Below are 15,266 nucleotides of genomic sequence, written 5' to 3' on the forward strand. Positions count from 1 at the left end.
AAGAAATAGCATGAATAGATTGATACTAATATTGGCAATGGCTGCTTTAGTGGCTTGCAAGAGACAAGAGAAACAAACAACGTTAGTGGGAAGTGCCACGACCATGACACCTGCCGAATTAGCCTCTAGTCATTACAAAAACATGATGAGTACTTTGGAGAAGGAAGATTTTCCTAGATCCTTCGAAAAAGACAAGTTGACCACCAGTAATTCGGAGTGGTGGTGTAGTGGCTTTTATCCAGGTACACTGTTGTATTTGTATGAAATCGATGGAGATACTGTATTGTTCAACGAGGCAAACCGCATGCTTGGCCTTCTTGAGAAGGAACAGTTCAACACAGGTACACATGATTTAGGGTTTATGATGTTTTGTAGTTTTGGGAATGCCAATCGGTTGAATCCTAGCGCTGACTATAAGGAGGTATTGATCAATAGTGCCAAATCCCTGTCTAGCCGTTTTTCTCCAGAGGTAGGTTGTATTCGGTCCTGGGACTCAGGGGCCGATGACTACATCGTGATCATCGACAACATGATGAATCTTGAGTTGTTGTTTTGGGCGACCGAGGAGACAGGGGACAGTAGCTATTATGACATAGCCGTGACTCATGCGAATACTACACTAGCCAATCATTTCAGAGAAGACAACAGTAGCTATCACGTGGTTAACTATGCCCCAGATGGTAGTGGAGTCCAAGAGAAGAAAACTGCACAAGGTTTGAGCGATGATTCAGCTTGGGCGAGAGGCCAGGCATGGGGTCTGTATGGTTATACTGTGATGTTTAGAGCAACTGGGGATACGATATACCTTGATCAAGCCAACAAGATCGCAAAGTTCGTGATGAACCACCCCAATCTACCAGTGGATAAGGTTCCAGTTTGGGATTTTGATGCTGCTTCTGATGCGCCGCGCGATGCTTCCTCAGCAGCGATTATGGCTTCAGCACTTTTGGAGTTAGACAGCTATTCACCTGGTCAGGGCTACAATGCGCTAGCTAATGAAATGTTGACCAGCCTGTCTACCAACTACCTAGCAGACTTGGGTGCCAATGGTAATTTCCTGATTGAGCATTGCGTGGGGCATCTACCAGCTAATAGTGAAGTAGACGTTCCGTTGACATATGCTGATTACTACTTCATTGAAGCTATGCTGCGCGCAGGAAGGGTCGGGAATTGATTTGACGGGGCAGTGTTAGGTTTGGATGCCTTACTTTTGTTGAACTATTGATTGATATTGTTGTTGGTATGTTTTAGGCCTTTTATATAGGTATGAAATTTGCTTTGCTCTGGCAAATAAAATCTGATTCTATGAAATTTTTTACGATTCTAAAATTCGGGCTAGTTGTATTCGCTTTGCTAGTCGGTAATCTCTCGTTTTCCCAAAGTAAGATACAGCTCTCAGGCCAGACTATTGATGAAGAAGGGCTAGGTGTTCCATTCTCTAATATTGCCGTATTAGCGCTAGCAGATTCTTCCATAGTCAGTGGTACTGTGTCAGACTATGACGGCAACTATAGGATGACTGTCCCTGCGGGCAAATATCATATACGGTTGTCCTATATAGGATACAAGACCATGTTGTTGAACAATCAAGATTTGAGTACTGATTTGAACCTAGGGCAGGTAGTGTTGCAGTCAGATGTGAAACGAATGGAGGAGGTAGTGATCGAATCTAGAAAATATGATGTAGAGGTTAGACCAGGCGTGAAAGCGTTCAATGTAGGCGCTTCTCCAGCCTCCGAGTCCAGCAATGCCCTCGATATGCTTCAAAACATCCCTTCGACATCCGTCGGGATAGATGATGAGGTTTCTTTTAGAGGGAGGCAAGTGGCCATTTTTATAGATGGCGTGGAGTCTGATGTGGCCAATATTTTGGAGCAAATTCCAGCGAGTGAAATAGAGTCTATCGAAGTGATTAGTACTCCATCTGCCAAATACGATGTAAAGAATGGAGAGAGCGTGATCAATGTCGTGCTGAAAAAAGGAAACAGACAAGGGACTTTTGCCAACGCAGCCTTAGGAGTAGGTAATGACAACTACAAAAGAGCCAATGCGAATGGAAAGTGGAGAAACAATCAGTTTGAAATAGGGGGCGGTACTAGCCAGAAGTGGGACAGTCGTTTGGATAATGGTGATAGCTACAGAACTAGCTATAGTGGAGATACGACACAGCAAGATCAATACTACGCTGGTCGCAATGATATGTATAATCAGTACTATCATTTCAAGACTCAATACAGGATGAATGAGGATAATTTGATTCAGTTAAATGCCTCATCTGGGATTAATAATTTCAATCCTGAAAAGGAGTTCGATGTAGAGTATACTAATGATGAGGTTTTGGATAGAACACTCGACCGATCTAGAAAGGGAGAGGATCAAAGGCACTGGTTTTGGGGGAATTTCTTGTTCAAACAGGCCTTTAGAGAAGGGAAGAGCGAGCTGCGCGCTAGAGTGAAATATGGCTATAGTGACAAGGATGATGAGTTCGTGTTTTTGGACAGTACATTCAACGCTGATGGGAGTTTTAGGGAAGTCAGTCGATTGGATCAGATCAATGATAAAATGACTGGGGATATCCGTCAAAGATACTCAGTGGATTACGAACATGGTTTAGGGGATAACTATAGAGTAGAAATAGGTGCAGCGTATTGGTTACGCAATTCAGAGCGTATCTACGACTATTCTACATATCACGAAAACAACGGGTGGGAGAAAGATACCAATCGATCCAACCAATACATCTATGCTGAAAAAGTATGGACAACTTATGGTCAATTCAATGGAACAGTGGTAGGATTAGAATCGCTGAGTTATAGCCTAGGTGTGCGCGCAGAACATACCTCGCTCGATCCACAAGCGGTAGGGATAGAAGAAAGTTATTTGAATCAATATTGGCGTTTGATGCCAAGCATACAGCTGGCTTACCAAATGGATGAAAGCCAGAGTCTGTCATTCAATTACTCCACGAAGAATAAAGCGCCGAACTACTATAGACTTAACCCTTTCGTGACCTACTATAGCCCTACAGCGATTAGCTATGGAAACCCTTACCTGAAGCCACAATCTATTAACGCTTTGGAATTGAGCCATGACAAGACATGGAATGGCGATCAAGTGTACTTGAGCAATAGTGTTTATTATAAGCAGGTGAAGGATGCAGATATTCGATACCGCTTTGAAGACGAAAACGAAATTGTCAATTTTACCTACACCAATGTGGACGCAGCAGCATCTTTGGGATGGGAGTTGATTGCTAATTTTCGCCCTATTGAGCAACTGAGAATCAATACAAGCATGAACCTCTCTAATGCAGCCTATACCACCTACAACAGTATGCAAGAACAACTAAGGAGGAGAGGTACTAACTTTTCTAGTAAGTCGAGTCTGGAGTATCAATTGCCCATGGGTTTTTCGACGCAGCTCACTATGAATTATTTTTCTCAACAACTCACCGCTCAAGGCTACAACGAACCCTACTATTTTGCTGACTTTGTGATGAGACAAAAACTGCTTGATGATAAATTAAGTGTGAGTATGAAGTTTGCTGATTTGCTACATAGTTGGGAACGAAACAGTGTCGTAGATCAGTCTGATACTTTTGCCTCGGCGAACACCTATCAGCGCAACTCCGTGCGGTATTATCTGACGCTTTCTTATCGTTTTAGCAAATTGAAATGGGCATCGGATTCCTAAAGAGTTAAGCTGAGTAGGTATTAGAGGGTTGTTATGCTATACATAGCACCGCTGTGGTGATAAATCAAAACGATTTAATCGCTAGACAAAAGGTAAAGTCTCTTTTGTCTAAACGCTGTATGCCCTATAGCCAGATTGAGTGTCTAGTAATTCAGTACTGTAGTTTAGAGAGCGGTAGCACAGTGAGTGATATCACAATTACTGTGCATTCGAGCGTCCTGCTGACGCAGACAGCTATGTGTTCGTATGCCATGTAGCGGGTCTAACTGCTCCAGGAGCGATACCATCGTTTGATGATGATGTCATGTATGAGATCAACATCGATTCGGATGCTGACAATGTCGAGGATCAGGTGATTTAAGTGTTTTTCAGAGATGGGCAGGCGATTGCCTACGGGGTAGTTACAGCAGCTCAGACGGGTCTGAACAGTGAGATTATCGCGGAGATACACGTATCGCAGCAGACATAGCTGTAGCCGTCTCTGATGTGTTTGGAGACGGCTTTTACACACTTCACTAAAGCTAGTCACCAGTCACCTGCGTTCGATTTTAACTTTCATTAAAACCGTTTCTGAAATGCATCAATTGTTCTTTGTCTTCAAACCAGACAGGCCATGCTTCCTGTAGGTAAACGCTTCTTTTTTCATTGCCAAAAAAGGAAGCAAAAAGGCTAGAAAATTATAAACTCGCTATCGCTCAGACAGTGTAATTTTCAAAAACCTTGAATAAAGAAGATGATTTATATCCTTTATTAATCGAACTCAGGTTCTTAGAGTCTATTTTGATGCATAGATAGCTTTGCTACAGCAGGCTTGATCTTCCATGGAACTATTATTTATAATCAAAACCCTATACCATATAGGTGTTATATATTCCGCTTATGGAAAAACTGAAGCAGAAACCTATCTAAAAGAAGCGAGAGAAGCGTCTTTTGAACTGGGGCCTCAGCTCACACATAAAATCGATAATCAAATAGCCAACCTATAGTATTTTTGCACCATGACGAAACGGACATATATCCTTCTAGTAGTAATCTATCTATTGGCTACTGTAGAGGCTTTAGCTTCTGACCAGTTGTACAATGGTACGGTTAGAGACGAGAAAGGCAAAGCACTACCAGGAGCGACAATCCTCAGTGATTTAGGTGAGGGAGTTGTCACAGATCCTTTCGGGAAGTTCAAAATCAAAATCAGTGATGAAGCGAAGTATCTGACCGTGTCATTCATAGGATATGAAATGCAGCAGGTCGCCTTAGTGGATCAGACGAGTGGTCAGCTCGTGATCACGATGCAGCCCAGTAGTATTAGCTTATCTAATGTTGTGATTACACCTGATGATACGGAGATTATCCATAGCCTTTCACAGTATGATCTAGCGGTGCGTCCGATCAATAATTCGCAAGAGATTTTGCGTTATGTACCAGGATTGTTCATAGGACAACATGCCGGAGGTGGTAAGGCAGAACAGATATTTTTGAGAGGGTTCGATATAGATCATGGTACAGATATTTCTATATCGGTAGATGGTATGCCCGTCAATATGCCATCTCATGCACATGGGCAGGGTTATTCAGATTTGCATTTTCTCATTCCGGAGACAATACAGCGTGTTGATTTCAACAAAGGACCTCATTATGCAGAGTATGGTGATTTTACCACGGCGGGTTATGTGTCGTTCAAGACGCGAGATGCAGTCGATCACAACACGATCAAAGTAGAAGGAGGACAGTATGGTACATTTAGGACGGTCGGAATGTTCAATCTTTTGGGGACTCCAGAAAGTGACGAAGATGATCAATTGTTCGTAGCAGGAGAGGTGTTCGGTTCAGATGGCTATTTTGAGAGTAGTCAGGGGTTTAGGCGGTACAACGTCATGGCTAAATACAAGAGTCAGTGGAACCCAAACACTTTGTTTACAGCGACTGGATCCACTTTTTATAGCAAATGGACAGCTTCTGGTCAAATCCCAGTGAGGGCTGTGGAGAGTGGACAAATCACTAGATATGGCGCGATAGATGATACTGAGGGGGGAGAAACCGCTAGAACTAACTTGAATCTACAGTTGGTGCAGGACTTAAAAGGAGCGACATGGAGCAATCAGCTGTACTATAGTCGGTATGATTTTAATCTAGTGTCCAATTTTACCTTCTTCCTCAATGATCCCGTCAATGGAGATCAAATCACCCAAAGCGAAACGAGAGATATTATCGGATACAAAAGTGAATACAAACGAAGCGATTATCTCGGGTCTATCCAACTGCAGTCCAAAGCTGGCGCAACTATGCGCTATGATCATGTGGATGATATCCGTCTGTCACGCACCAAAGATCGTCAGGAGGTACTGTCTGATATTGCACGAGGTGATGTGAATCAGAGTAACGTGAGTGCTTACATAGGGGAGTCCATAGCACTTTTGCCACAGTTGGTACTGGATGCGGAGTTGCGTTATGATCACTTGTTTTTTAACTATACCAATAGACTGGATGCGACTGATCGCACAGAGGATAAGGGAATCTGGAGTCCAAAGGCTCGACTAAACTATCAGCTATCTCCTAACCTGAGCTTTTTTGTGAAGGCAGGTACAGGCTTTCACTCTAATGACGCACGTGTGGTTGTGGCACAGAGTGGTGAGGAAATATTGCCGAAGGCCTATGGTCAGGATATTGGTATGTTTTATAAGCCCGCTTCGTGGCTGGCTATCAATCTGACGACTTGGAATCTGGACTTGGATCAGGAATTTGTTTATGTCGGTGACGAAGGAGTGGTCGAAGCAGGAGGAAAAACGAACCGTAAGGGGGTAGACTTATCAGTACGTGCGGAACTGACCTCATGGTTGTTTGCGGATGTGGATTTGAACTACACCAAAGCACGATCGATAGACGAACCCGAAGCTGCACAGTATATACCGTTGGCGCCAGTATTCACGAGTATAGGGGGACTGAGTTTCGATTTTGAACAGGGATGGAACGGGAGTGTTCGCTACCGCTATCTCGGTGATCGAGCAGCCAATGAAGATCGCAGCGTGATCGCTGAAGGCTACTTCATCATGGATGCGGTTGTTAACTATACTCAGCCCAAATATCAGGTAAGTCTGACTGTAGAAAACCTCCTCAACCAAGAATGGAAGGAGACGCAGTTCCTGACTGAGTCACGCTTAGAAGATGAACCTGCGCCAGTGGAGGAGATCCACTTTACGCCAGGTACGCCATTCTTTGCTAAATTTGGCTTTAGTTACTTTTTCTAAAAAGTACTCTATTATGGTATTGGTGAGAGTCATGATCTCTAGTTTTGCGAAAATCCTTATTACATGAATACATTCGCAGCGCTCAATCTCAACAAAGCCATGCTTCGTGCCATCGAAGACTTGGGTTTCGATACACCTACCCCGATACAGCAGGAAGCTTTTCCGGTCATCTCATCGGGATCGGATGTGATTGGGATATCGCAGACAGGTACAGGTAAGACCTTTGCTTATATGCTGCCGCTGCTACAGCAGCTCAAATTCTCCAAGGAGAAGAATCCACGTATTTTAATATTGGTGCCTACTCGTGAACTAGTGGTGCAGGTAGTTGAGCAGGTCAAGTCTTATTCGGCCTACATGACGCTAAGGGTTTTGGGAGTATTTGGGGAGTCTAATATCAAACTACAGCGGGCAGCACTGGCCGATGGGCAGGATGTAATCGTTGCTACACCTGGTCGCCTATATGATTTGATCGTAGATCGTTCGCTACAGCCTAGGGATTTGAACAAAGTGGTGATAGACGAAGTGGATGTGATGTTGGATTTAGGATTTCGTACGCAACTCACCAACCTCTTCGAGTTGTTGCCCAACAAGCGACAGAATATCATGTTCTCAGCGACGATGACCGATGATGTGGATGACTTGATCGACGATTATTTCACTACGCCAGAGCGCATCGCTATAGCGGTCAGTGGTACTCCGTTAGAAAATATTCAACAGACGGCCTATCCAGTCAAGAACTTTCTCACGAAAGCTAGACTGCTCAATGACCTGATTTCAGATCACCAAACCTTTCATAAAGTCTTGGTCTTTGTGTCCCACAAAAAAATGGCAGATCGGCTCTTTGATTTGGTAGAGGAAGCCTACGGGTCATCAGTATGTATCATTCATTCTAATAAGACGCAGAATTATCGTTTACGCTCGGTGCAGGAGTTTGACGAAGGTAGCAAGCGCATCCTGATTGCTACAGATGTGATTGCCAGAGGTTTGGACTTAGACAAGATATCGCATGTCATCAACTATGACGTACCGAGCTATCCCGAAAACTACATGCATCGAATTGGTAGGACAGGGCGAGCTGCAGAGCAAGGGAAGACGATACTGTTTTTTACAGAGAAGGAAGAAGCGCAAAAGGAAGCGATTGAATCATTGATGGATTACAAAATTCCGTTGCTAGATTTTCCAGAGGAGGTAGAGGTGACTGATCAGTTGATTCCTGAGGAACGTACACGGGTACGAGAGAGTAACTATAACCGCAATACCAAGCCTAAGGAGGTAGTGGAGGATGCCGAAAAGCTAGAAAAAAACCAGAAGGTAAACCTCGGAGGCTCTTACAAACGTAAGCTTGCCTCCAAGCACAAAAAGCCTCGAACCCGAGGCGACAAGAACCAAAACAAGAAAAAGAGATAGATTCAGCTCGTCTCTAGGAAACTCAAACCGACAGGTTGATAGAGCATCCATCCAGTGATACTGTAGCGATCATGATGGGTAATCATCACCTCATGCTCTAGCACATCGCTCTTGAACATGACCATACGGCCAAAAGTCGGCATTATCGTTTCTTCTTTGCCTCCATCTAGGAAGAGTTTGAGTTGACCGCCGTATGCTGGTTGCCATTCCTCATTGAGGTATAGGATCATCGATATGAGGCGGTTGTTTCTCCCTTGAAACTGGTCTAGATGACGTTTATAGAAAGCTCCCTCAGGGTAGTGTGCAAAGTGAAATTCATAGCCAGAGAGGCTAAGGTAGCAGTACCTGTTTAAGTTTTGTTTGATTTCATCCGCGAGATCGAAAAAAGTATGGATACGCTGATCCGCCATGTCTTTATCGAGCCACAGGATTTCATCGCCACGCACACTGCGGTCGACTTGTTTTTGATTCAAAGTACCGATCGCAGCTTTACGCAACGCTTCGGCTTCTACTCTTTCGTCAAAACTTGTTTTTAGATCCAAAAGAATCTGTTTGGGCAATATATGATCGATGACCACATAATGATTTTCTGACAATGCATCGACCCAGCCGACCCAGTTGTCCTCGCTAAAAAATGAATTCAATGAACAAAATTTTGCGAATGTAGCCTATCGAAAGATAACTAGAAGAACAAATACATATTGTAATCATAATTATAGGCTGAGTCCAAATTGATCATTTTATGATTTATTGCTTTATGTAGTTTTATTCATCTGTAATTACTGGTTGTTAATCGAAAAAAAGCCGATTTTGATCTAAAAGAGATGTGCTCGTGTTGATATTTTGAGCATATTGTGTATAGCTGATATTTTTAAGAAAATATTAGAAATTTAATAAAATCAAATTGTTCAATGTTAGTATTTTCGCCCATCAATCTTGATTGATTAGGGATTGATGAGGTCATTAACAAGTTATGAGAAAACCGAGTTCAATTTTTCTTTTATTGGTTACGTTGTTATTGTCGTCTTCTATTTTAATGGCTCAGGAAGTTCCTAAAAATGAGGCAGAAACATTGTTAGAAAAAACCAACTACAATAAGAAGAGAGGGAACTTAGAAGGTGCCTTAGGCTATGGTTTGCTTGGTCTGGATCAGGCAGAGTCCATCAACGATGAAAGCCTCATATTTGAATTCAAAACTATTCTAGGTGATATATATCAGTCTCGTAGAGATTACAAAAAATCCATTAACTACTTCTTAAGCATTGTATTGAGTGCCAAGCGAACGGGTAATCAAGAGCATTTGGCCAAAGGTTATTATAATCTAGCGAGCACTTACTCCAGTATGGGTGCTTATAATAAGGCCAGTGATTATTACTATCAAGTATCGGTGATCTATGATAAATTGGGAGTAAAGCAAGGAAAGGCAAATGCCTTAGAGGCTCTAGGGATGAACTATGTAGAGTCAAATCAAACGACAAAGGCCATAGATACCTACGAACGCCTATTGAAAATGGCTTTGAGTGACAAGCTTTATTCTTATGTAGGCAGGGCACAGGAGCAACTCTTTAATCAGTATCAGATCTTAGGAAACACACCACAAGCACTAAAATATGGGTTGTCCTTTTACGAAAGGATAAAAGATCGCGGAAATGATAGACAAATAGCTGAAGCAGCTGATCTCTTGGCGGGGCAATATATAAAGGCTGGAGAGGTAAAAAGTGGATTGAAATATGCCAATATCGCTGTACAGAAAAATCAAAACAAGATAGAGTATTTAGATAATCAAGCCATTGCACTGGCACAAAGTAATGAGTACCAAAGGGCAATGGCTGTGGTAGATGAGGCAATTCAAAGAAGTGAAAAGCTGCGTCGTTCTGAAGATGTGGCACGCTACTATAATCTAAAGGCCAAGATCGCCAATGATAAAGGCGAATATAAGACAGCTATCAACGCTCTAGCTAAAGCAGAGGAGATAGCAGTAAGTAAAAACATAAAGCCTGTATTGTTATCAACCTATGAAATCTACGTTCAGAACTACAAAAAGCGTGGAATGGATAGCCAGTATGAAGACTATCAAAAACTATACGATGATGTAAAACTGCAAGTAGGAGAAGTGGAAAGCAGAAGGTCAAAGGTGTCTGTATCTAAAGAGAATCTGGCAGAGAGTTATGAGCAAGAGGCGCGTGCAGAAATATCGAGTTCTGAAAATCAAAAATTGGCTAAAGAAAGGGAAAGACTCAGGTCAGAGCAAAAACTCAAAGAGCTACAGTTGATAGAGCAGCGCAGTAAGTTGCAAGAGGCTGAATTACAGCAAATCGAATTAGAAACACAAAAGGCGCGACAAGATATGTTGCTCGTGGAACAAGCTGCGACAGCTAAACTCAATCAAGAGCAGTTGGAGCGACTACAGCTAGAGGCAGAAATGACGAGACTCGCTGAAGCCGAGCGTCAGAAAGAGCGAGATATTCTACAGAAGGAAAGCCAGATACTTCAGCAGCAGATCGAGTTTGAAGCGAAGCAGTCGAAACAGGCTAAGTTGTTGCAGTATATAGTGATCATTGGCTCTGTTGTGATCTTGTCTATTTTGGCAATTGCTTTTTTTAGAACTTACAATACAGGTAAGACCATTAAGGAACAGAATCGTAATTTGGCAGAACAGCAAAAAACTATTTTGAATCGAAATATTCAACTTAAGAAGAGTTCTGAGGCGATGCTTGCGATGAATAACAAACTCAAAAAGGCACATGTGAACCTGAAGGTTTTACTGAAAAAAGAACAGTCGACGAGAGAAGAATTGGAGAAAGCCAATAAGGAGATTAAGAATACTCAGGTACATTTGGTGCAAGCAGAGAAAATGTCTTCACTGGGTCTATTGACAGCAGGGATTGCTCATGAGATTAATAACCCAATTAACTTTGTGTCCAGTGGTGCACAATCATTACTGAGGAACTTTGAAGAGATCAAAAACTATATTGAGAATTATCAGAAAGTGATAGCACTAGATAATATAGATGAGATTAAGAAATACCGTACGATCTTGCAGGAAGATGAAGAAGGGTTGATCGAACTACAAAACGGAAGTGAAGAACTCCTGGCAGACGTCAACTACGGAATATCTAGAATTACCGAAATCGTCAATGGCTTACGATCATTCTCTAGGCATGATGAGGCAGAGGTGAAAGATGCAGATATTAACGAAAGCTTCTCATCTGCATTATTGATTCTTAAAAATAAGTATAAAAATAAGGCTAAGATTGTACAAAATCTGGATGAAAGTATTCCTCAAATTCAGTGTTTCCCAGGGCAGCTAAATCAGGTTTTTGTCAACCTTGTCAACAATGCACTAGATGCCTTGGAAGGTGATGATGGAGAGATAACCATCTCTACCAAAGATATCGACGAGAACGCCATCGAGATCACTATTCAAGATAATGGGACAGGAATGACCGAAGAGGTGAGAGAAAAGATATTTGATCCATTTTTTACCACCAAAGACATTGGTAAAGGAACAGGTCTTGGTCTGTCTATCTCACATGGTATTATAGAAAAGCATAATGGTACAATCAAAGTAGAAAGTGAAGTGGGTAAGGGTACGACATTTATTATTAGATTACCAAAAAAATTAGAGCTAGGGGAGCGAGTGCTCGAAGGACAATTAAGTTAGGCTAGAGAAGAGATATGGAATTGATATTACAACGTCCGCAAAAGAAGGAGGCAGTCAAAAAATACACAGTACTGTACGTGGATGATGAACCAGTGAATCTTAGGATTTTTCAACACGCATTTAAACGTGATTATAATGTCCTTACCATAGATAATGGGATGGAAGCGCTAGAAATGCTTAAAGAACAGAAGGTGGATTTGGTAATTACGGATCAGCAGATGCCGCGTATGTCTGGAGTAGACTTGCTAGCACAGGTTGTACCTAAGTATCCTGATATTGTCAGGATGATTATGACAGGTTTTAGTGATATTGGAGCGATTATCCGTGCAGTGAATGAGTTTGGTTTGGATAAGTATCTTGTTAAGCCGTGGGATAGAGACCAGCTTAAAGCAGAGTTTGATAAAGCACTAAAGAAACGTGAAGAAGAGGCTGTTAAGCCCAAAGGTGATGATATAGCAGATTCAGTCATTCGATTGAATAATACGATTTTACCAAGTTCAGAGGATTTGAAAGCACTCATAGATGATAGTTTTATTATCTATGATAACAATGTTGAAAATCCATATGGTTTTTGGTTTGGAGAGAAAAATCAAAAAACTACAGTGGCTTTTTTTAATACCAATGAAGCCAAAGGTCTTTCTATTGCACTGAAATCTTATGTAAGCATGGTGCTTTCAGAGATTGTCTATAAAGGTACAGAAGTAGAAACATCCTTGATCCTAAAACAAGTTCTGTCAAGAGTAAAAATGAAGTTCGCCGATGCTGCAGATTTGTTGCCTTCATTTGATTTGTCAATAGCTATACTTGATGCCCAAAACAAGACCGTTGAGTACAGTGGAGTCAATCAGAGTATTTACTACTTTGATGACAATCAAAAATTGAAAATGCTTAGCGGTGATAAGGAGACCTTTAACCTAGTAGATAATGGTATTCCTGATGTAAAGACTTTGGAAGTGTCTGGTGTGACGGAAGTATATTTTATTTCTAAAAACATGGTCAATCAAATCATACCATCGAACAATTCATCTACAGAAGGGGTGTCTTTTTTACAGTTTATGCGTGGTATGATAGGTAAAAAGATGTCCGAACAGTCTGTACTAATTACTGAGCAATTGACTGGCGATAAAGCCAAGTGCATGCTGGGAATCCATTTGTAAAACATAAGTATTGTCTTTGTAGCCATTTAGAAAAAAGGCAATTATTAGTACCTTAGTAAGGTAAAAGTACAACTCGTAAATATGACCAATAACTTAACCTGCGTTCTCTTTGGTCTGCTATTTTGTGTGTTAGTATCTTTAGATTCCGTGGGGCAGATTAAAACACATGCGGAGGCTGAGATTGAAGTGGGCGAAACCATGCAGCAATACCTCATAGAGAATCATGTAGATGAAATTGAAAATATGATTCATAAACTGGCGAACTCTAAGCCATTTATAGATCAGTTCGTCGAGCAGGAGAGACGTCACGAAGTTGATGTAAGCAAAATCAAAAGAAAGGATATTGAAATTGGTAGGGATGTAGATGTGTCTGTAAAACATATCACAGAACATCAGACGTTTACGATGGTCATGGTGCCTATCAGTATCTATAGTTTGGCGATTTATGATGCATTATTATTTTCAGTCATAGAAGTGTCAGATGAGTGGATACGAAGAGAATTCCCTTATGAAGACATTGAGAATGACTCGATAAAATCTGCGCTGTTGTCTCTCAAAAACCATGAGCTGTTAGCCAATCATTTGTATTCACAAGCACTCCAGCTATCGCATTCGGACTTGGGTAAAGTAAAGGTGGAATTAAAAGAATCATACATCTCTGCAAATAGTATTCAAGAGCATGTATCTAAACTCGACTCAGATGAACGCGATCAAGTGAGAAGCCACTGGGGCTTGTTAAAAAAGGCCTTTACCCATGTAGTGGACCTTAATGTAGAATTCAATATTTATGTATTCGGCTTTAATGACATGGAGGTAGATGTTAGCAATAAACGTGGAAACTACTCTGTCAAAATCACACCTGAAAACATCTTTCGACGGCATCACTTTCAAGAAGAGTAGAGATGAGTACATCTGTTTTATTTCCTAAACGTAATTGTTTTTACCAACTTTTGATAGTCTAGTTGTCCTTTCGGTGATATGATATGCACTATTCATTAAGGTGCATCAAGTTATTTTTCGATTCTCGTACTGGAGGCTCTTTGAATCAGCTCAGTCTTGAGTTTGATGATGTTGGAGGTTTCGGTTTCAGAGTGAATTCTATGAGAGAGGAGTTGTCTAGCTGCTATTTCTCCCATTTCCCGAGCAGGATGATTGATGGTGGATAGTGCAGGGTCGATGATAGTACAGATAGGGTCATTGTTGAACCCTACTACGGCGAGTTCTTCTGGGATTTTGATCCCCAGCTCTTTGGCACACTGGATGACACTAACAGCTGTGGTGTCGTTAGCTGTGAAGATTCCGTCAGGGCGAGGGTTTTGTTTGAGTAGTGTTTTGGCGGATTGATAACCCTCTTCTGCTGAGAGTTGTTTTAGTTCTATAATGCACTTTTGCTCTACAATGAATCCGTTTTCTAAGAGTGCTTTTTCATAGCCTTTTCGTCGATTGAGGTAGACGTTTCGGTGCTGTGCTCCAGCGAGATGAGCGATGCGTTTGCAGCCTTGGTCGATGAGGTGCTGGGTTGCGATCTGAGCAGACTGCGTATTGTCTATTACGACGAGATCAGTATCTAGGCTTTCAGTGACTCTATCCACGAATACTAGTGGGATGTCTTTGTCTTTGAAGGGTAGGAAATGATCGTAATTGTTTGTTTCCATAGCCAGAGATACGATGATGCCATCTACACGGTAGTTGAAAAGTAGTTTTGCATTTTCCTTTTCTAGTTTGATTTTGTCGTGTGATTGGGTGAATATGACATGATAACCTTTCGCTTTCGCTTCTGACTCTATGCCACTGATGAGCGTAGAGATAAAAGGTCGGTCTACGCGAGGAACAATGACGCCTATGGTGTTCGTTTTTTGCGTACGTAGATTGGCTGCTACTCTATTAGGACGGTAACCCATTTGTGTTGCCTTCTTTTCTACTTTTTTGATGGTTTCCTTGCCTATGCTTTTGTGTTTCTTGAGGGCTCTAGATACGGTCGAAGGAGAGACATTGAGCGCACTAGCTATGTCGTATATGGTAACCTCTTTACTTTTTTTCATTCTTAGCTGTCCTTGCTTAGTCCTTTTTATAGGTTAAAGGTAGGTTGACTTTTTATTTATC

10 protein-coding genes are annotated in these 15,266 nt (G+C 41.7%); 8 read left to right on the forward strand and 2 right to left on the reverse strand.

Features of this window, described 5'->3' with window-relative positions; translation table 11 throughout:
* Window positions 1–10: 10 nt before the first annotated feature.
* From BGP76_RS04190 to BGP76_RS04205, 5 genes are all read left to right on the forward strand, one after another.
* Window positions 11–1,174: a glycoside hydrolase family 88 protein gene (locus BGP76_RS04190; RefSeq protein WP_119843712.1), complete on the forward strand. Its 1,164-nt coding sequence runs from the start codon at window positions 11–13 to the stop codon at window positions 1,172–1,174.
* A 131-nt stretch (window positions 1,175–1,305) separates the two neighbouring features.
* Window positions 1,306–3,693, forward strand: a complete 2,388-nt coding sequence (locus BGP76_RS04195) for an outer membrane beta-barrel family protein (RefSeq protein ID WP_158584042.1) — start codon at window positions 1,306–1,308, stop codon at window positions 3,691–3,693.
* A gap of 238 nt (window positions 3,694–3,931) precedes the next feature.
* Window positions 3,932–4,054, forward strand: a complete 123-nt coding sequence (locus tag BGP76_RS20430) for a DUF4331 domain-containing protein (RefSeq protein ID WP_147407371.1) — start codon at window positions 3,932–3,934, stop codon at window positions 4,052–4,054.
* A gap of 637 nt (window positions 4,055–4,691) precedes the next feature.
* Window positions 4,692–6,935: a TonB-dependent receptor gene (locus BGP76_RS04200; RefSeq protein ID WP_119843714.1), complete on the forward strand. Its 2,244-nt coding sequence runs from the start codon at window positions 4,692–4,694 to the stop codon at window positions 6,933–6,935.
* A gap of 63 nt (window positions 6,936–6,998) precedes the next feature.
* Complete coding sequence (locus BGP76_RS04205) at window positions 6,999–8,342, forward strand: DEAD/DEAH box helicase (RefSeq protein WP_119843715.1); 1,344 nt, start codon at window positions 6,999–7,001, stop codon at window positions 8,340–8,342.
* Between the two features lie 2 nt (window positions 8,343–8,344).
* Here BGP76_RS04205 and BGP76_RS04210 read toward each other — a convergent pair whose 3' ends face one another.
* Window positions 8,345–8,986, reverse strand: a complete 642-nt coding sequence (locus tag BGP76_RS04210) for a 2OG-Fe(II) oxygenase (protein WP_119843716.1) — start codon at window positions 8,984–8,986, stop codon at window positions 8,345–8,347.
* Between the two features lie 392 nt (window positions 8,987–9,378).
* Here BGP76_RS04210 and BGP76_RS04215 point away from each other — a divergent pair, with 392 nt between their 5' ends.
* The 3 genes from BGP76_RS04215 (at window position 9,379) to BGP76_RS04225 (ending at window position 14,063) form a co-directional block, all read left to right on the forward strand.
* On the forward strand, window positions 9,379–12,006 hold the full coding sequence (locus BGP76_RS04215; RefSeq protein ID WP_158584044.1) for an ATP-binding protein: 2,628 nt from the start codon (window positions 9,379–9,381) through the stop codon (window positions 12,004–12,006).
* Window positions 12,007–12,020: 14 nt separating this feature from the next.
* Window positions 12,021–13,163, forward strand: coding sequence for a response regulator (locus tag BGP76_RS04220; protein WP_119843718.1), 1,143 nt, complete (start codon window positions 12,021–12,023; stop codon window positions 13,161–13,163).
* Between the two features lie 147 nt (window positions 13,164–13,310).
* Entirely contained in the window at window positions 13,311–14,063 is a 753-nt protein-coding gene (locus tag BGP76_RS04225) for a hypothetical protein (protein WP_119843719.1), read from the forward strand.
* Between the two features lie 110 nt (window positions 14,064–14,173).
* Here the strand turns inward: BGP76_RS04225 and BGP76_RS04230 are convergent, their stop codons facing one another.
* Window positions 14,174–15,205: a LacI family DNA-binding transcriptional regulator gene (locus BGP76_RS04230; protein WP_119843720.1), complete on the reverse strand. Its 1,032-nt coding sequence runs from the start codon at window positions 15,203–15,205 to the stop codon at window positions 14,174–14,176.
* Window positions 15,206–15,266 lie beyond the last annotated feature (61 nt).

The organism is Reichenbachiella sp. MSK19-1 (assembly GCF_003590315.1).
Lineage (GTDB): Bacteria > Bacteroidota > Bacteroidia > Cytophagales > Cyclobacteriaceae > Reichenbachiella > Reichenbachiella agariperforans.

Coding starts and splice junctions, on each gene's coding strand:
- BGP76_RS04195 (WP_158584042.1), top strand. CDS start 1,306: ATGAAATTTTTTACGATTCTAAAATTCGGGCTAGTTGTATTCGCTTTG.
- BGP76_RS04230 (WP_119843720.1), bottom strand. CDS start 15,205: ATGAAAAAAAGTAAAGAGGTTACCATATACGACATAGCTAGTGCGCTC.
- BGP76_RS04190 (WP_119843712.1), top strand. CDS start 11: ATGAATAGATTGATACTAATATTGGCAATGGCTGCTTTAGTGGCTTGC.
- BGP76_RS04220 (WP_119843718.1), top strand. CDS start 12,021: ATGGAATTGATATTACAACGTCCGCAAAAGAAGGAGGCAGTCAAAAAA.
- BGP76_RS04200 (WP_119843714.1), top strand. CDS start 4,692: ATGACGAAACGGACATATATCCTTCTAGTAGTAATCTATCTATTGGCT.
- BGP76_RS04205 (WP_119843715.1), top strand. CDS start 6,999: ATGAATACATTCGCAGCGCTCAATCTCAACAAAGCCATGCTTCGTGCC.
- BGP76_RS04215 (WP_158584044.1), top strand. CDS start 9,379: ATGGCTCAGGAAGTTCCTAAAAATGAGGCAGAAACATTGTTAGAAAAA.